The sequence below is a fragment of the Flavobacterium sp. B183 genome, assembly GCF_023539155.1.
GTDB classification, from domain to species: Bacteria; Bacteroidota; Bacteroidia; order Flavobacteriales; family Flavobacteriaceae; genus Flavobacterium; species Flavobacterium tructae.
Genome location: NZ_CP097434.1, coordinates 1,416,467 through 1,434,062, shown reverse-complemented (window position 1 = coordinate 1,434,062; position 17,596 = coordinate 1,416,467). Strand labels below are relative to the sequence as shown.

Here is a 17,596-nt window from a genome sequence, read left to right as displayed (position 1 = left end):
GTTATTCAACTATACCTGAAACTATTGCACCAGCACCATATTCTTGCTTTTTATCAGTTAGACCGTAACAGTGCAAACGAATTTCGGATTGTGGGTCAGGATTTCTCGTATCTTGAATCATTGGTTTATAAAGCACTTTTACAGCTTCAATATGATGCACAATATTTGGAGCATAATAAAGCAAAGAACCATTTCTGTCTGTATTTTCATTAACACCACTTAGAACTGGTTTGTCATTACCGTTGAATTTTACTGAACTGTTATTTTCAAAAAATTTAAGTTTGAAAAATCTTTTCAATTCACCGGTTACGGGGTCAATTTCGATATCACGAATGTTATTTGTGCTGCCTCTATCTTCGATAAGGTCTTGCCTGTGTTCAGCACAAAGAATCATAAATACCTGAGCCCAGTCTGTAAAATTCAATCCTTCAGCCAGACTATAGTATTTGATCATGTCAGAATACTTCATTTTTTTTCGACCTGTTCCGTCATCCTCTCCTGTTGTTCTAAGAATTGGAGTTTTTGATGTGTTTTCTTTCGGAGCAATTTTTCTTAAAGCGTAATCTCTCACCCCCATTCTAAACGCTTCATTGTGCAATCTTCGTAGCTCACTCTCTCTATCAAAGGCCATTGCTCGTAAAGATTTGTCCGTAACTATAGTCAAATCAGTATCTAACTTATCCCACTCAATTAAGCCCTTTTTGTTTGGTATGTCGACTGGTTCAAACTCAGTAGTTTTATTGACATGAAATTTAATTTCATTAATCAATTTGTTGAATTTAATACCGTCCTTATCGAGAGCATCCGCTGACGGCGCTTTGAACGTCCCTATAAAGTCATCTTTATAATTTCTAAATTCTTCTAAAAGTTGAGGCTCAACGTATTGTTCAAGCCATAATCCATCAACTAATTTTGCCATTTATTTTTTGTATTTTGCGTTAAATAATTCTTTGAATTTTTCAGGTTCTTTTTCAGCCATAGCCTCTAAATCTCTAGGAGCTTCGCTTTGCCACTTGTCAAAATCCCAGTTCTCACGGCCAGTAGAGCCATTTACATTTACTGGTGTTTGGATTAGTGATGAAACAGGTGTACGTACTGGAATAGCAGCTAAAACAGTATTTAAAGTTTCAATTCCTGATGCGGTTGCAATGCCTTCATAAATGGCAACCTGATCAGCGGTGATTCTGCCTTCTTTTTTTGCAGTTTCAATCGCAGCACTGATAACAGTTTTAGTATGATCAGCTAATTTGTTCTCAGCATCTTTCTGTTTTTGTTTAGCTTCTGCCAACTCTGTTTTAAGTGTGTTTTCTTTACCTTCAAAATGTTGTTTGATAGCTTCAATAACGGCTGTATCAGAGCTCTGCTCATTTAAACCTGTTAGGCCAAGAGCTTCAATAATGGGTCTTTTCATATTGGTATCTAAATTTAATTCTGTGTTTTGAGGAATAAGTAAAGCAGAGAATCGATTATATGTTTCTTTCACGCCTAATTGTTCCGGGTTGATGGTATCTGTAGTAATTGTTTCAGGTTCAATAATACCTGTAATTAATCCCTCTTTTAAAGCTTCTTGCGCAGAAAACCAGTTATCACCAGTAAGCCATTTTTTTACATAGCTCTCAGGCTTACCCGTCTTATCCATAAGCTTTTTAATGAAATTGATTTCTATAGCATTCAAAAGCTTTGCATTGTTCGTGTGATCTAATGCAGTACCGTAAGTACTGCCCGATGGAGCGTGAATCATCATATACCCATTTTCTACCATATAAACATTTTGTTTGCGGGCAAGACTGATTACTGCGGCCATCGAGGCAGCTATACCTACGATAATAAAATCAATATTCTTTTTTGAGCGTTCAATCGTATTGTACATTAAATTTCCATCAAATACTGACCCTCCATACGAGTGCATTTTTACAATTACTTTTTCGTATTGTGCTTCTAATTCTGTAAACAATGAGACGAACTCCATTCCGTTTCCATCCCATATTACACCGTATGCTGTGATTGTATTTTGTCTTACTGAGAAATTCATTTTTTAAACTTTGATGCAAAGATGTGGGGTTAAAATGAGGTACAAAAAATTGTTCGCAAGGGTTGCAACAATTTTAGTTTACACCTTGATTTAAAAGCATTTTTGCATTAAAAGTCAAAATTTACTATGTCAAAAACTATAACGAACCATGCAAAAAAAGCAATGGCCGAAAAGATGTTTGTTGAAGATGGCATGACTTGCAAAGCCATATCAGAACAGTTAGATATTTCAGAACAAACATTGTCCAAATGGAGAAAAGAAGGTCGATGGGATGATAAGCGAGCAGAAATGTTAGCCTCACCACATAAGATTCGCGAATTACTCATTAAAGAACTGAAAACAGTTGCTGAGGGAGGTACATCTGTAATAGATGCTGATGCATTAGCAAAAATTAATAAAGTTATTGAAACACTTTCCAGTAGCACCAGTGTACAGATTGTATTTTCAGTATTCAAAGAATTTGATAACTGGATGGCCGATCAAGACCCTAAAACAGCAGTGTTATTTACAGAGTATCACAAACAATTTATTCTTTACAAAATCAATCAGGAAGGCTAATGAGTCCAAAATGGGAAAAGTTAATTAAGCAGTACGAAGAACATTGCATTCGGATTAAAAAAGCAACTACAGTTAACATCAATGAGAAACCTACTGATAAATTAAACCGTATTAAGGAGCTTGAGAAAGATTATATAAAGTGGTTTGAATACTACTTCCCAAACTATGCGAAAGCTCCTTGCGCACCTTATCATAGAGAACTTGCCGATAAGATAATTCAAAACAAAATAGTTGATTTACTTGGTGAAATTTATCGCTCTGGTGCAAAAAGTGTGCATTTAGGCATGGGAATTCCTCTATTTCTGTATTTCACTAAAGATTTATTTTACATGATGCTAATAGGTCAAACAGACCCAAAAGCTAAAAAACTAATCGGAAAAATTCAGGCTCAATTAAAATCTAATTCGAGATTGATTAATGATTACGGAAAAAGGTTCAACTATGGCGACTGGACTACTGGAGACTTTACAACTGTAGACGGAGTAAAGTTCAAAGCAATGAGTATTGGTCAATCACCACGTGGGGAAAGTGAAGAGGAAAACCGCCCGGATTATATTCTGATTGATGACGTTGACACAAAGAAAAGAGTTAAAAACGATAAACTTTCTCGCGAGGCCTATGAATGGGTATGGGAAGATTTAAGAGGAACTTTTGACGAAGGAGGTGCAAGACAAAGATTTATCTGTGCAAACAACAACTTTCATAAAAATTGCATTATCAACCTATTAAAACAGGAATTTGTTCGAATAAACGAAAGAGCGAAAGAAGCGGGACGAAAGATCAGGCATTTTGTAGTAACTGCAAAAGCTGTCAAGGATTTAACAACATTTGAACCCAGTTGGCCGGGCAAGACAACTGCTGCATACTGGCGGGCTAAGTATGAAGAAACTCCCTACCGTTCATTTATGCGTGAATATATGCATGTCCATATACAGGAAGGTGTAATTTTTAAGCCTGAACACATGCAATATAAGGAAATGCTTTCGCTGGATAAATATGATGCTTTGTGCTTTTATGGCGATTTGAGTTATAAAGATGCGGGAGATTACAAAGGTATGGGATTAGTAGGAAAACATAACAGGGAATATCATTTGATCTTTTGCTTTTTAAGGCAGACAAGCAGAAAAAACCTTGCTAAATGGCTATATGATTTAGTAGAAGATCACAACTTACTAAACTACAATATCAGATACAAAATTGAAGGTTTGTTTGCAATGGATGAGTTTGTCAATGACTTTGACTTAGAAGGAGACGAAAGAGGATGGCATGTACCTGTGACAGCTGATAAAAAAGGAAAAGACGGCAAATTTGAACGTATTGAGAGTATGGAGGGATATTTTGAGAGATTAAATGTGTTTTTCAATATCCTTTTTAAAGGAAACAATGACTTTCAAACAATGGAAGATCAATTGTTAGCCTTTGAAAAAGGAAGTGGAGCAAATGATGACGGACCCGATTTCTTTCAAAGTGGAATTGCAAATGTTAACAAAACAACATTCGTAGCCAAGTTCCCACCACAATCAACGAGTCGTAAGGAAATAATAAAAGAAAAAAACAATAGGTACTAATGCGATTCATAAAAAATGCAGATTATGATGTTTTGATTCGTACAGAAATCAAAAACATTCTACTTGAAAATTACACAGAAAGAAAGCTTTTTTCTGCTGAGGAAATGGCTATTTCTCAAATCAAAAACTATTTAGCTGGGCGTTACGATGTTGAATTAATTTTTATGCCTTCTGCTGAGCCTTCAGATGACAACCCTGAGCCAAAAGAAACACGTAATGCATTTATCATTATGACTGTTATTGATTGCGCCTTATACCACCTGTATTCTTCGCAAGCACCTAACAAAATACCTGAACATAGATCAAACCGGTATCAAGATGCTTTGGAATGGCTAAAGTTAATGCTTGAGGGAAAAAGCACTGCTGACCTTCCTTTGATAAAAGACAAGCAAACCGGAGAAACAAAAGAAAGCTTCCGATTAACCAGTAATCACAAACGTAACAATAACAAATGGTAACGCCTTAGATTTAAAACCCGTTTAAACTCAATTTTAAGGCACAATTTTATTTTTAATGAGAAAGAATACCAAAACTATAATAAACAAGCGAAATAGAGCCGTTTTTTCGCCAAGCGCAAAAACTACTGCAAGACCTCATAATTCAAGTATCAACCCAGATGCAATTATAATGCAGATTGCAAAAGATTATAAAGACCGAAGCCGAAAAGATATCGATTCTTGGCGCAAGGCTTTAATGGCTATTGATCATGTAGAAAAACCAAGATACAATCGTTACTACGACTTGGTTGACGATCTTAAAACGGACGGTACATTAATCAAAAATGTAATTTTAAGAAAAACTGCAACACTAAGTGTAGGTTTCCAAATACGCAATGAGAAAACCAATCAAATCAACGAAGAAGCTACTAAATTAATTAATCAAAAATGGTTTTATCGTTATTTGAGTTGGCAACTGGATGCTATCATTTTTGGAGCAAAGGTTGTCGAGTTTTTAGAATTTAATGATAAAAAAATAAAGCTTACTGTTCTGCCTACAAGAAACTTAGTTCCAAGTCAGAAAAGGATATACCCTGATTTAACAAAAGACAATGTTTTCATTAATTATGATTCTCCGGGAGAAAAACCTTGGTTAATTGAGCTCAATGGGACGACCCATTAGGTTTAATAAATAACATTATTCCAAACTTGATTTGGAAACGTAACGTTGCTCAATCGTGGGCAGAATTCTGCGAAAAATTTGGAATGCCAATGATTTCGGCTACCACAAACAATAATAACCAAGCTCACATTAACAATGTTGAGAAACAGTTATTGGCTCTCGCTGAAGCTTCGGTTGGTGTGTTTCCTGAAGGAACAACTGTTAAGTTTGATGAAGCTAATAGAACCGATGCATACAATGTTTACTCAAAATTTATTGAGTACAACAGTAATGAGATTTCAGGGTTTTAGTTGGCTCTAATACTTTAGGGAGCAATGATGCAAATCGTTCTAACACTGAAGTACATGAACGAAGTTTAGATTACAAAATTAGTCAATCAGATCGCCGAGATATAAGCTTTACAATCAATGATGATTTACTCGAATTGCTTAAAATGCAAGGTTACAAAAGCATATCGGATGATGATATTTTCGAATGGATTGAAAGTAAAGAAGAAATTGATCTAACTAAATTTTGGGAAATTGTCAAAGGCATTATGGAAGAATACGAAGTAGATGAAGAATGGATATCAAAAACCTTTAATATTCCGATTATTGGCAAAAAAAAAGTACAGTCCCAACTATAACGGAGAGCCCGAGTAATATAACTGCTTTATTTAAAGCTCCTAATTATCCAATTTCGTCATGTTGTCCAGGAAACAATTTTCCAATTGCTGCATCGAACACAAATCGATTGAATGAACTAAACAACCAATTATTAGAAGCACTTTGGCATGATAAAGATACTGTAGGAACAGAAGGTAGTTTAATTGCAGAAGAAGCTTTGCAGTTAGTGGAAGGCTTAAAATCTGGGTATGGTGCAATTGCAGGATACAACACGCCCGATACTTTAGCATATCAGTTGATGGAATACAACCTGTTTGAATTTTCTGCTTCAAAGACCGAGGCACGTTTAGCTGCTATGACAACTTTGCTTGTGGATAAAGACAAAAATCAAATTCGATCTGAATCTGATTTTAAACGACTGGCTAATGAGAGAATTAAGGATTTAAACGATAATTATTTAACTACAGAATACAATTTATCGGTTTCAGTTGGTCAAAACTCTGCAGCATATCACCGATTTATAGCTGAGAAAGATACTGTCACTTCTTATGTCCAGTATGAAACTGCGGGAGATTCGAAAGTAAGAGACGAACATGCAAAACTTGACGGAAAGATATTTGATTTAAATGATAATGAAGCAATGAAGCTTTTTCCTCCTAATGGTCATGGTTGCAGATGTGAATTTAAACAATACCCAAGTACACCCAAAGCAGGAGAAGTTATGAGCGGGAAAATTGCTCAAGAGATTTTAAACGCTGAAAGTGGTAAATGGTCAGACAGCCAATTTAATATCAACAGAGGTGATTTAAATCAAGTATTTACAAAATCCCAGTTCTATAGTGATATTAAAGGATTACCGGCCAAATTGAACAATATGACCTACGACAAGTATGATTTAGATGCTTGGAGTACGTTTAAATCTGATTTAAACCCTATTTCTCTTGATGATAGTATTACACCTGAGAATGTAAAAGAGTTGTTCAAAAAAGACAAACAAGCCGATTTTATGGGCTTTACAGATTACTATGGACGTAAAATGGTGCTGACTGAAAACAGCTTTAATCATCATACAAGAGGCAAATATGTCAAGCCAAACGAAAATAAACATCAATTATTTGCCCATGTAAAGGAGGTTTTAAGTAAACCGGATGAAGTCTGGTATAACACTAGAGATAAAGTTAGTGGTAAATTCCAATCAAGATATTTAAAGTTTTACAATGACATGATACTTGTGATTGATTGTGAAATGACTGAAAATGGTTTAGAAATTAGATCTTGGTACAAAGCACAAATAGACGGCAGGAGCTTACGTAAAGGTCTTTTAGTCAGAAATGAAAGGAATCAATAATTAAAAAAATATGGCTAAAAAATCAAAACTAGAATTGATTATGGATCTTGCCGATAAAATGTTTAATAACAAATTGTCGAAAGTGCAAGGAAAGCTTTCAGAGGCCTCTGATAAAATGGAAGGAAAACTCAAAGGTTTCAATGCAACACAGGTTAAAATATTCTCAAAAATTGGAGATGCTTTTGACCCCGTTAAAATTAATCAAATGTCTGAGCTATTTGATAAAGTATCAGAACAATTAGATTTTACTAAAGAAATAAGCAACACTAAAACAGCATTGCAGCAAATGGGCGTTGGGAATTTAGAGGAAGTAAGTAAAGATGTACACAGGCTAAGTAAAGTTTATAGTGAGGACAGTTTAGAAATTGTAAAAGCGGCTAATACAATGACTAAGCAGATAGGTGGAACTTTTGAAAACAATTTAAAAATCCTTGAAGATGGTTATCAAAAGGGGGCAAATCTAAATGGCGATATGTTAGACCAGTTTAAAGAGTACAGCCCACAAATTAGAGAACTTGGTTTAGATGCATCGCAAACACTTGCTATTATGGCAAATGCCAATAAACAAGGAATATTTTCGGACAAAGCTATTGACTCTATAAAAGAAGCAAATTTGTCATTAAAAGAAATGGGAACAGCTCAGGTTGAAGCTTTAGCCGGTATTGGTTTAAGTGTAAAAGATTTAGCCGGGAAAACATCTTTCGAAGCCGTTCAAATGATTTCAAAGAGCATGGAAGGCGCAACTGCTCAGGCAAAGCAATTGGCATTGACAGACATTTTTAAAGGAGCGGGTGAAGATGCTGGAATGGCTTTTATACTTGGTTTGGGCGATATGGAACTAGACCCTAGTAAAATTGATTCCTTTAAAAAAGCTGATGAAGGTATAAATACGTGGATAGCCAATCTACAATCATCAATTGCTGAAGGAATGGGCAATTGGGCGCCTGCAATAGAAGCAATTGGTTCAGGTGCGGGAACTATTAATGAAATAACAGGTTTATTTAGTGGTTTTATAGGTGTATTGGATAAACTTGGCATTACACAGAAAATTGTAACTGGCGCACAATGGCTTTGGAATGCAGCAATGACTGCCAATCCTATAGGCATTATTATCGTTGCAATAGCCGCTTTGATAGGGATAATCGTTCTAGCAATACAAAAATGGGACGAATGGGGTGCTGCTTTAATGGTATTTTTAGGGCCAATTGGTTTAGTTGTTAGTGCCTTTAAATCAGTCTATGACCATTGGGAAAGTATAAAACTAGCGTTTCAGACTGATGGTATAATTGCCGGTATTAAGAGAATAGGATTTGTTTTACTAGATGCTTTATTAAAGCCATTACAGCAGGTATTAGAGTTAGCAGCAAAGATTGACCCAACAGGATTAGCTCAAAAGGGATTAGACAAAATAAAACAGTTTAGAGAACTTAATAGCTTGGTTACACCGGGAGAAAAAGAAGCAAGAAAACTGTCTAATTCAGCGACAGATAAAGCACCTAACAGTCCATTACTGAAAGCCCCTGTTATAGACGGTAAACTTGCACCGGATGGGAAGAAGAAAAAGCAAGGGGAAGATGTAAGCAGGGTCGCAGGTTCTGCAAACCAAATAAGAAAGATTGATATTCGAATCGATTCATTTAACAAAGGAGGTATAAACGTTGCTCAAAGTGCTTATGAAGGAATGACAAAAGATGATATTGAAGCATGGTTTAAGGAAATGATGAGACGTGTAATTATTAATGCTGAAACTGTTTAGTATGGTTGAATTTATGACCAAACTAAAAAGGCTATCCAAACTTTACAAAAAGTTTCCTGAATTGGCCGCTATAGAGGCGGTCAATTTCACTAAGGAACGTTTTGTACGTAAAAATTGGGTTGATCGAAGTGTAGAACCATGGGAGCCTCGAAAGAGAACAAAAAACAAAAAAGGAAACAGAGGGGCTTTAATGGTGAGATCTGGGCGTTTAAAACGTTCAATACGCAAACTAAAAGTATCTCGTAATAGTGTTACAATCGGTACAGATGTACCATATGCAGAATCACATAATGATGGGTTAGAGATCAACAAAGTAGTAAATATTAAAAGACACAGTAGAAAAAGAAAAGGAAGAACATCAACGGTCAAATCTCATAGCCGAAAAATGAATCTTAAACTACCTGAAAGAAGATTTATGGGAGAATCTGCATTATTACTACGTAGGATTGAGCGATTGATGGAACGAGAAATGAAAAACATTTTACAATAAGTTTAAACATGATTTAAATATGATCACATTTTATAGTAAGACAATAGAAATTTTTGAAAAAGAAGAAAATCAACAGAAATTTAGAGACAAAAATGTAACACCAGTTGGCTACATCGATTTGTATGCAGGACAAGAACAGGATGAAGATAATTTCGAACTTTTTTCACAACCAGCAATACTTATTGATTGGGATATTGACCACCAAACAGACCCAGCGACAGCAACAGTAACCTTTTATTGTTGCTACGAACAGTTACGTGACACCTCAAACATTTCGCTTAATAGAGAAATGGGGTTAAAATTCTTAGAATATGTTGGTATAATTGACAAAATAGCCGGCACAATTGAAACAGAAAATACAGGCAAGTTAGAAATTGTAACTGAAGGCTTCTTTAAAATGGATAGTATAGTTGATATCTATTTACTTACGTACGAATGTACCTTTAAGGGACGAAAAAACCCCCTTGATAAATATCAAGAGGGTCAATATGATAATCTTAATTTGAAAGCTAATCTAAAAGCTAAAATTGAGTTTGACTAACTTTTTAGAGCTTCTTTTGCAGTATTAAAATCTTTCACAAATTCGGTTGAATTACTTCCGTATTTTGTATTTGATATTAAAATTGAAGCTCTACCATCTTTTTCAACTGTAAAAAGCGCATAATCTTGTTTGTAATGCTTTTTCGCTTGGTTTATTGGCGTTTCATTCATCGAAAAATTAGTATCATACATATAGATAAATAGTTTAGCAACATCATTGAAATCTCCATTAACTTCTATTGACTTTACAACTTCCAAACCATAAACTGTAAATGTATTATACTTTATTTTCAAAGGCAATCTTCGACTTGGATTAGTATAAATTTCAAACTGAAATCCAGTACCGCTTGGTGCATTTTCTTTTGGATTCATCTTTAAGTTATCAGTTACCAATTTACGAACATTATTAAGTGTAATATTCAACTCGTAATAAGTGTTTTGTAATGGTAGATAATCATTAAAATAGGGTAATTTCTCCGGAAAATCTGTACTTATTGGTTGTTTTACATCATAATCCCAATCAGGTTGGTTCTGAGCAATTAAGAGTGCAGGAAAAAGAATAAATGTTAGTAGTATTTTTTTCATTTTTGACATTTTATTTGATTAGCTAAAGATAACTAAAATAATAATAGATACTAGAATTGATAGTACTATTGCAAAAATAAAGCCATAAAAAAAGCCTTTTAGAAAAGACTCTTTTTCTCAGCTTCTATAAGCATTCGTGTTATTTGTTCCATTTTTTAAAAGTATTTAAATGTGGATTAAACATATTACGGATTACCGTAATATGTTTAATTACTACTTGTTTAGTGTATTTTTAGTATTCATCATTGTACCTTTTCTGATTTAACCATGTTACCAAATGTGCTTTCGCTTGACCTGTCTTAGCTAGATCTGCATTGTATTTTGGAAGCTGATTAAAACATTTAATTTTAGTCGCTAAATCTAATTTGTCCCAAGCTTTACGTGCAAGATCTCCTTTTCTTTTTAGGCCATACTTGTCATAAAATGACTCAAAACTATAATCCTCAAGTTTAAGCTCAATGTTAACGATGTTTTTATATTTAGTCCATTCTTCAATCATTTGCACATTTCTTGGAAAAGTGTTTTTATCTAATAAATTAAAGAACCCTTGTCCACTTAAATTAAGAAAGCAATGTAATACTTCATCAGATTTACGATATTGAAAAATCCATCTTTCTTTCGTTGAAATGAAGGTAACTTCGTAAGTGATAATATCTTCCATAATCGATTATTTTAATAAAAATTTAGTTGGTTTTGTATGAATGAAATTCTTTGAAATTTCTATTGCTTCTTTCTTCAGACGAGCTTCAGTTTCCCAAATTGTTTCTGATTTGTCAAGCGGCTTTTTTGGTATTTTTTTATGCATTAGGCTAATTTTTGGTTTAGATCGTTTATCACACTTTGAATTGAATGATAAGAACTCTCGTACTTTGAAACATAACTCATTTTATGCATTAAGTACTGTTCTAAAAAGTGAGCTTCATAGTACTCTAAAGACAATTTGAATTTATCATTTGTACCTATTTTACTGATAGTTTTCTTCAAAAGCTTTTTATGTAAATTGATTAGAATGTTATATGAAATTCTTGAAGCTCGATCTCTCACTATAGGTTTTTCCATTTCGGAAAAACAATCATTTATATACGTTAATTGTATAAATGATATTTTGATGTTGCAGTCCATTTTATAAAAGTTTTGAGATTTGTAATACTACATATTCAGGGTCTAAACCGTCGACATTTTTAACCACAAAATCCACTTTTCTTTTAATTTGATTGCCCGTATATCTTTCTGTTTTCGGGTTATATTCATTGAGAATTAATATATCTCTCTCTTGAAAATTCCTGTCATTCTTTCGAACTTCAACTTTTTTAATCCCAAAATTACATTCATGTAATGTTCGGGATGAATTTTTAATTCGTGATTCATTTAAAAAAGATTTAATTGATTACTATGTTTTTTTTGCTGTATATCTTTCAACTGCTTTCGTGCGTTTATAGCGAGATAACTATCATATGTTCGCTTACAAATGTTGAATTGATTCTCTATATGTAAATAGTAGATTTCTTTGAAAAACAAGCCTTGTCTGCTATGTAGCAAAGCAATTTCCTGTACTTTCAATACTTTTCTTAAAAAATTTTCTCGATTATAAGCCATTTAATACTATCTTTGGAGCACTTTGCGAGAGTGGGCTTGAGATAGTATTATTTCAGGCTCTTTTTTTTAATTCGTAGATGGTTTGGGAATACCTGTTGCGTGATGCCACGCCTTTGTTCCCGTTTTTTCAGCACTACTTTTGTAGTTCGCTTTTAATCCTCTAAATTGCTTTGTCAGATCGTCTAATTCTTCATAATTATACGCGTATAGCTCTTTTTTAAGATAGACGAGTTTAGCATCCAATTATTAAATTTCGTCCAACTATCAGCTTCTTTTATACCTGTAGACGTTGCAAGGGTTAAGATTACACTGCGTTTACGTTTCATGATCAGTTCCATTTCTGCTGACTGTGATTGATCATCATTTTTAATTGGCTCAATGCCGTTCTGTCTATTGAAATAGGCGTTTACTGCACTGTCAGAATCTGAAAAGTTATCGAGTTTGTGCTTTTTAGTTCCCATTTTTAAAAAGTGTTTGTTGAACTGGCTGATCATCCTTCTTATCCCAAATAACAAAGGGCTTATTTCCTCCAAATCGACTTCTTGGGTATGCTTTAAAGTTTTTAACTACAACTTTAATATCAGTCATATATTCGATGTCTCTTGCTGCTTGATTTTTTGGTTTGTCATTTTTTGCCCAACTCACCACAATAATTGCTTTTTTAGGGAACGTTTTCTCAAGCTCTTTATATTGTTTTGTAGTCAATTCTGAATAATCCTGACTATCAATTACAATGATTTTTGCTGATGCTCTACGTTTAAGCCTTGTCATAAGTTCATCAAAAGCTCCACCTGTAACAAACATTACCTTTCCTTTAACATCTTCCATGTTGTTGCGCTTAATTGCACTTTGTAATGATTTTGAATGACCTTGCTCATAAGAGTAATAATCAACTTTTGCTTTAAAATGTAAGGCTAACTCTTTAATGAATTGAATCACAAGTTCTGTTTTACCATTACCCGAGTCGCCAGTAATTGACATTTTGAAATTCTTTTCAATTTGCCCAAAACTGTCTAACCATCGATCTTCAATATCATAAACATCAAAGGACTTTTCCATAAACTGCGTTATTCCGATTGCTTTCATATTTACTAATTTTTCATTTTTCGCTCCCGCTTACGACTCGAACGTAAGTGCCTGCCTATCGGGATTTGCCAACCTATTCGGTTAATTCTTCTTCTATTTCTTTGCCTTGGCTTGCAAGTTTTCTCAGTAGTACTTCTAAATTATCATTCCACTCGAAGATTCTACCACTTATCCAACATTCCCAAGTACCATTGTTATTATCTATTTTATCATAAACTTGAAAAATTAAGTGAAACATCTTTCCATCTGTTATCTTCCCTTGTATAAACTCTAACATACTTCGCAGAGCCAGTGACCACAAGACAATCGTTCAATTTGTCAAATTCCTCAATCAAAGATTCGTCACCTAAATCCTTAACCTGACGTCTTGCTTTAGTCAGTAATTTGGCATCATAATCGCCTTTCGAGTTTTTCATTAGAATACCATCTAAAAGGTTATAAAAGCCTTTATTCCTATTCTCGAATTTCTCTCTAAAAATGTCTTTAATAGCAGTTATATGAACTACAGCCTGATCGTTGAAAGAAAGACGGTCTTGTGATTCGACAACAATCTTTACATTGTCATTTTTAAGTTCAAAACTCTTTGCTTCTTTAACTGATTTGCCTTCTACACTGTATTTCTGAGTATTGAACATTTCAGAGTTTATAATTGTTTCCTTTTTCAAGGTTTCGAGAATGTCCTTCGCGTCTTTAAACCTGTTTAAAACCTCGTTTAAAAAGGTTTCTTTGTCGTTTAAATACTCTTTTTTGATCTTTTCCTTTTGTTGCTTTTCCTCTGTTTCTTTGTTTTTTAAAAGCTCTCTTAATTGATCAGCTGAGAGGTTATTTATTGGAATTGTTACGGGTGTTGTCTGCATGATCTTAATTATTTATTGTTGTACTTATCTTAATTTTTAAACTTCAATGCTTGTTAATTTCCTTTCTTCTAAATCAATTATCTTTCGCACATAGTAATCTCGTCTATGTCTGTTTAGTGCAAAATCTGAGTGTTTTTCATTGTCAAAAAGCCAGTCATTCAAATCTTTAATTTTGTTTTCTAACCATTGCTTTGATACTGTCATAGTTTGAAGTTTTGGAGTTTGTTTATTATTCGTTTCGTCTTGCCAAATCATTTTTGCAATTGCACCGCTATAGGCTTTTACGATCTTGCTTAAATCATCTTTAATGATTAAAAGGTTGCTTGAGGTATAGAATGTCATCATAATGGAAATAGTTCGTTTAATAGTGAGATATTTACTTCTTGATTTTCTTTTTCTGCCTCTTCTAAAGCAGTTGTACAGATATTTCTTAAACTGTCGAAATCTTTAACACGTGCATTAAGCCAATTTTGGGCAGGTTTGTTTGTAATTCCTAATTCTTGGCATATTGCGATTATATCTTCGCTTATGGATGGGTCTAAGTTTGTCCATCCGAAAGACCAGCGACGATTCGTTTGCACAAAACCGTTCTTACGACGTTCAGCGCCTTTTAGAAGCATTTTTTGAACATCTATCCCAATTACAATAACTGCCGCATGTCCTTCTAACTCGTCAGCAATTGTTTTAACTGTTGGAATGTTTCCAGATTTAGAGTTTTCAAATTCGTCAATGATTAGCAAAGGATTATTACCTAAATTTTTAATCTTTTCGCAAACTCTTTTGATGATAGCTCCTTTTGTTCCTGTAGTAACTACACCAACTTCATTAGCTAAATTGATTGCAAATTCTTTTGAATTTTCGATACCTGAACACTTTACAAGGAACACTTGTGTAGGATACTTTCTTTTGTACATTGAAGCAGCATAACTTTTCCCTAAACCTGTATCACCATCAACACCTAATCTAATTTTCTTTTCACGTGCATTTTCAAATGTTAGGATTGATTGTTTGAAATTGAATGTGTTGAAGTGTTGCCAATAAGTTTTCTCCAATTTTAAACCTATCGCTAGAGCAATAGCTTCATAGTATCTGTCAGCAATTTTTGCTTTACCAATTGTCTCATTTCCTTTTACAATTTGATTAACATAAGCTTTATCAATGCCTGCTAATTTTGCTAAAGCAACTTGAGTTGTTGTGTTTTCCTGTAAATACGCTTCGATTGCTGAAGGGATTTGCTGTAATTTCTGAATTTGTGTTAACTTTGCCATACTTGTAAGATTTAGGCCGACCACTCAGAGTGATTAAAGTCTCTATTTACTCTCTGTTTGGTCGTGTTTTTAAGGTTATTATTCTCTTTATTTATCTGATTTTCATTGTAATTTTCTTTGTTTCCGCCAAAAGCTATAGCGTGACTGTAACCTAAATCGTTGATCACTTCATTTAATGAAGCCTCAAATTCATCGATTAATTCAGTTTGTTTTGATTTTCTACCTTTTAAGTGACCTAAAGCATTAGATTTTTGGTCGTCAGTCTCAGCATGAGACTGGGAAGCTCCAACAGAACGAGGACAAGTCATTATAAACTTTTCATCAAGTGTATATAAGTCTGCAAAATCTTCATCCCAAACCACTTTTACCTCAGCTCCGGTTGTGTAACCTACTGCTTTCGCGATCATTTCAGTTCCTGCGCCACCAAACTGTGGTATTTCAAATTGGAACTGCTCATTAGCATATCCTTTTGAGCGATATACATTCACATAACCTCTCATGTAGCTAACATCTACTTTCGTGTGTTTTGCAAACAAGTATCGCATTACAACAGGCTCTAAAGGAGAACATTTAGGATGCTTAATTGTGAAACGTTCTGCCGGTGATACACCGTCACGTAACTTTGCATTGTTCCAACGGTTAATTAAATCATTCATTTGGATTAATGCATCTTGATAAGTAGGCAGTTCATCAATATCTAAATGATCAGGATTTGCCTGTCCTTCAATGCCTGTTCCCCAAGATGTAGAAAGAAAGTTTTTAATGTCTTTTAAACTTCGTTTAAACAATCTGAATTGAGTTTCGGCAGGGTTAGCTTGTGAGTTACCCGATTCAATTGTTCTCACTTTGTTGAAAGCAAGATTTAAAAATGATTTGCTTTCTTTAGAGGTAAATGCACCGTGATTATCTGATACAAATTCAAACATTGTTTGATTTCCTCCTTTTTCGATAGCCATTTTTACAGCTTCCTTTGTCATTACTTCAGTTTCCTTGTGAGAACCACATGGAGATGCAGACCATCCTGCAATAAAACGGCTAGAAACATCAGTAATAAGAATTACATAAAGTTTCATTGTTGACCATTTGCCATTTGCTTTTCTGTATTTATAATTGATAGTTCCCGAACCATCGCCTGCAAATAATGAATGTGCAAATTGTAAACGTTCTGTTGTCACATACGTCTGTACATGTTTTTTATAATAATCTTCACCATGTCTTGCACGTGAAGTTTGTATCTGTTTGTTAAATCTTGTTAAGTGATGGCAAAATGTGCGGTAAGCAACAGGTTGTAAATCAAATTCCTTAACATCTTCGATGTAGTCACGTTCCCATAATGTGCGGATATATTCTTTTGTTGAGCCTCCCGGATTCATGTATAAATGAAACATCATTGCCTGATGAATATCGAACTGATAAATTTGACCTGTTGTTTCGTCAACTAATGGGTATTTACCAACAATTTGGGCGTTATCATTTCCATATTTGCCTGAGATAAAAAAGTTCAACTGATCTTTTAACGTCCCTGACAATGGAAATTCATTAATTTTGTTTCTTAAATAAGCTGCTGAATTAATTCTAAAGCCTTCAAGTTCCAACGGTGCTAACATATCAGTACACATTTGGTAGAAATCCTGCTTTTTATTAATTCCTAATTGTTTGAAATTATCATTATATAGTTGCTTTAAAATCCACAAACACCAAGCTCTACCAGTTGCCATTTGCTCAGCTTGTTTTTGACTAAAACCAACCATTGCACTATACATGTAGTATGTTATATCAGTATTATCAACTAATGAGTTTACTTGTAATTCAATGTTGCTTTTTAAGTGATTTTGTTTGTTCGATTTTTCGGCACCTTGCAGAGCTTCATACGCTTGTAGAAGCTCATGCTTTGCGCCAAATGTTGAACGATAGTAAGTTGGTTTTCTATCAGGCAGAGAGTCGAAATCATAATAAAATGTTCCGTTTACTTTGCCCCAACGCCATGAACTACCAGTATTTGGTAAAAAGTCACCGTATTTGTAACCTTTTTGAATTGACTTTTTAAACAATGCTCTTGCACGGGTTCTTAAATATTCTTCCGTTACCTGACATACTTGTAGTATAAGACGTTGAGACAACCAGATAGTTTCCCCGTCTTTATAGTTACGAATTAGTATGTCGTTAGGTAATAATTGCATTTTGTTGA

At 34.2% G+C, this 17,596-nt stretch carries 23 protein-coding genes; 10 read left to right on the top strand and 13 right to left on the bottom strand.

Translation table 11 applies throughout. The annotated features are described in order from the left end of the window. Position 1 precedes the first annotated feature (1 nt). The gene (locus tag M4I44_RS06475) at positions 2–919 is read right to left on the bottom strand and encodes a hypothetical protein (RefSeq protein WP_249966804.1); all 918 of its coding nucleotides are present in this window, start codon (positions 917–919) and stop codon (positions 2–4) included. Beyond that, entirely contained in the window at positions 920–2,032 is a 1,113-nt protein-coding gene (locus M4I44_RS06470; RefSeq protein WP_249966805.1) for an ATP-dependent Clp protease proteolytic subunit, read from the bottom strand. Between the two features lie 126 nt (positions 2,033–2,158). On the opposite strand from M4I44_RS06470, the gene M4I44_RS06465 reads away from it, so the two are divergent. From M4I44_RS06465 to M4I44_RS06420, 10 genes are all read left to right on the top strand, one after another. Further along, on the top strand, positions 2,159–2,590 hold the full coding sequence (locus M4I44_RS06465) for a helix-turn-helix domain-containing protein (RefSeq protein WP_249966806.1): 432 nt from the start codon (positions 2,159–2,161) through the stop codon (positions 2,588–2,590). Then, the gene (locus tag M4I44_RS06460) at positions 2,590–4,158 is read left to right on the top strand and encodes a hypothetical protein (protein WP_249966807.1); all 1,569 of its coding nucleotides are present in this window, start codon (positions 2,590–2,592) and stop codon (positions 4,156–4,158) included. Before M4I44_RS06465 ends, M4I44_RS06460 begins: the two co-directional genes overlap by 1 nt. Beyond that, positions 4,158–4,616 (top strand): phage protein Gp36 family protein, encoded by a 459-nt coding sequence (locus tag M4I44_RS06455; protein WP_249966808.1) that lies wholly within the window; start codon positions 4,158–4,160, stop codon positions 4,614–4,616. The genes M4I44_RS06460 and M4I44_RS06455 overlap by 1 nt, the downstream gene beginning before the upstream one ends. A 55-nt stretch (positions 4,617–4,671) precedes the next feature. Then, entirely contained in the window at positions 4,672–5,277 is a 606-nt protein-coding gene (locus tag M4I44_RS06450; protein WP_249966849.1) for a hypothetical protein, read from the top strand. A gap of 26 nt (positions 5,278–5,303) precedes the next feature. Beyond that, the gene (locus M4I44_RS06445; protein ID WP_249966848.1) at positions 5,304–5,567 is read left to right on the top strand and encodes a DUF935 family protein; all 264 of its coding nucleotides are present in this window, start codon (positions 5,304–5,306) and stop codon (positions 5,565–5,567) included. 143 nt (positions 5,568–5,710) lie between these two features. After that, positions 5,711–5,902, top strand: coding sequence for a hypothetical protein (locus M4I44_RS06440; RefSeq protein ID WP_249966810.1), 192 nt, complete (start codon positions 5,711–5,713; stop codon positions 5,900–5,902). Positions 5,903–6,009: 107 nt separating this feature from the next. Then, complete coding sequence (locus M4I44_RS06435; protein WP_249966811.1) at positions 6,010–7,230, top strand: phage minor head protein; 1,221 nt, start codon at positions 6,010–6,012, stop codon at positions 7,228–7,230. 10 nt (positions 7,231–7,240) lie between these two features. Continuing rightward, positions 7,241–8,986, top strand: coding sequence for a phage tail tape measure protein (locus M4I44_RS06430; protein WP_249966812.1), 1,746 nt, complete (start codon positions 7,241–7,243; stop codon positions 8,984–8,986). A 1-nt stretch (position 8,987) separates the two neighbouring features. After that, positions 8,988–9,476, top strand: a complete 489-nt coding sequence (locus tag M4I44_RS06425) for a phage virion morphogenesis protein (RefSeq protein WP_249966813.1) — start codon at positions 8,988–8,990, stop codon at positions 9,474–9,476. Between the two features lie 19 nt (positions 9,477–9,495). Then, positions 9,496–10,017: a hypothetical protein gene (locus M4I44_RS06420; RefSeq protein WP_249966814.1), complete on the top strand. Its 522-nt coding sequence runs from the start codon at positions 9,496–9,498 to the stop codon at positions 10,015–10,017. Here the strand turns inward: M4I44_RS06420 and M4I44_RS06415 are convergent. From M4I44_RS06415 to M4I44_RS06370, 11 genes are all read right to left on the bottom strand, one after another. Further along, the gene (locus M4I44_RS06415) at positions 10,014–10,601 is read right to left on the bottom strand and encodes a hypothetical protein (RefSeq protein ID WP_249966815.1); all 588 of its coding nucleotides are present in this window, start codon (positions 10,599–10,601) and stop codon (positions 10,014–10,016) included. The two genes, M4I44_RS06420 and M4I44_RS06415, sit on opposite strands and share 4 nt — an antisense overlap. 232 nt (positions 10,602–10,833) lie before the next feature. Beyond that, entirely contained in the window at positions 10,834–11,262 is a 429-nt protein-coding gene (locus M4I44_RS06410) for a hypothetical protein (RefSeq protein ID WP_249966816.1), read from the bottom strand. 6 nt (positions 11,263–11,268) lie between these two features. After that, positions 11,269–11,406, bottom strand: a complete 138-nt coding sequence (locus M4I44_RS06405) for a hypothetical protein (protein ID WP_249966817.1) — start codon at positions 11,404–11,406, stop codon at positions 11,269–11,271. Then, on the bottom strand, positions 11,406–11,585 hold the full coding sequence (locus tag M4I44_RS06400) for a hypothetical protein (protein ID WP_249966818.1): 180 nt from the start codon (positions 11,583–11,585) through the stop codon (positions 11,406–11,408). Before M4I44_RS06400 ends, M4I44_RS06405 begins: the two co-directional genes overlap by 1 nt. 139 nt (positions 11,586–11,724) lie before the next feature. Further along, positions 11,725–11,916: a DUF3850 domain-containing protein gene (locus M4I44_RS22595; protein ID WP_371923043.1), complete on the bottom strand. Its 192-nt coding sequence runs from the start codon at positions 11,914–11,916 to the stop codon at positions 11,725–11,727. 463 nt (positions 11,917–12,379) lie between these two features. After that, positions 12,380–12,658, bottom strand: coding sequence for a hypothetical protein (locus M4I44_RS06395; protein WP_249966847.1), 279 nt, complete (start codon positions 12,656–12,658; stop codon positions 12,380–12,382). Then, entirely contained in the window at positions 12,648–13,283 is a 636-nt protein-coding gene (locus M4I44_RS06390) for a hypothetical protein (RefSeq protein WP_249966820.1), read from the bottom strand. Before M4I44_RS06390 ends, M4I44_RS06395 begins: the two co-directional genes overlap by 11 nt. Positions 13,284–13,492: 209 nt before the next feature. Then, complete coding sequence (locus M4I44_RS06385) at positions 13,493–14,140, bottom strand: DUF3164 family protein (protein WP_249966821.1); 648 nt, start codon at positions 14,138–14,140, stop codon at positions 13,493–13,495. 36 nt (positions 14,141–14,176) lie between these two features. Further along, a complete protein-coding gene (locus tag M4I44_RS06380; protein ID WP_249966822.1) occupies positions 14,177–14,485 on the bottom strand; it encodes a hypothetical protein in 309 nt (102 codons plus the stop codon). Beyond that, the gene (locus tag M4I44_RS06375; RefSeq protein ID WP_249966823.1) at positions 14,482–15,408 is read right to left on the bottom strand and encodes an AAA family ATPase; all 927 of its coding nucleotides are present in this window, start codon (positions 15,406–15,408) and stop codon (positions 14,482–14,484) included. The genes M4I44_RS06380 and M4I44_RS06375 overlap by 4 nt, the downstream gene beginning before the upstream one ends. Positions 15,409–15,419: 11 nt before the next feature. After that, positions 15,420–17,588: a hypothetical protein gene (locus M4I44_RS06370; protein ID WP_249966824.1), complete on the bottom strand. Its 2,169-nt coding sequence runs from the start codon at positions 17,586–17,588 to the stop codon at positions 15,420–15,422. Positions 17,589–17,596 lie beyond the last annotated feature (8 nt).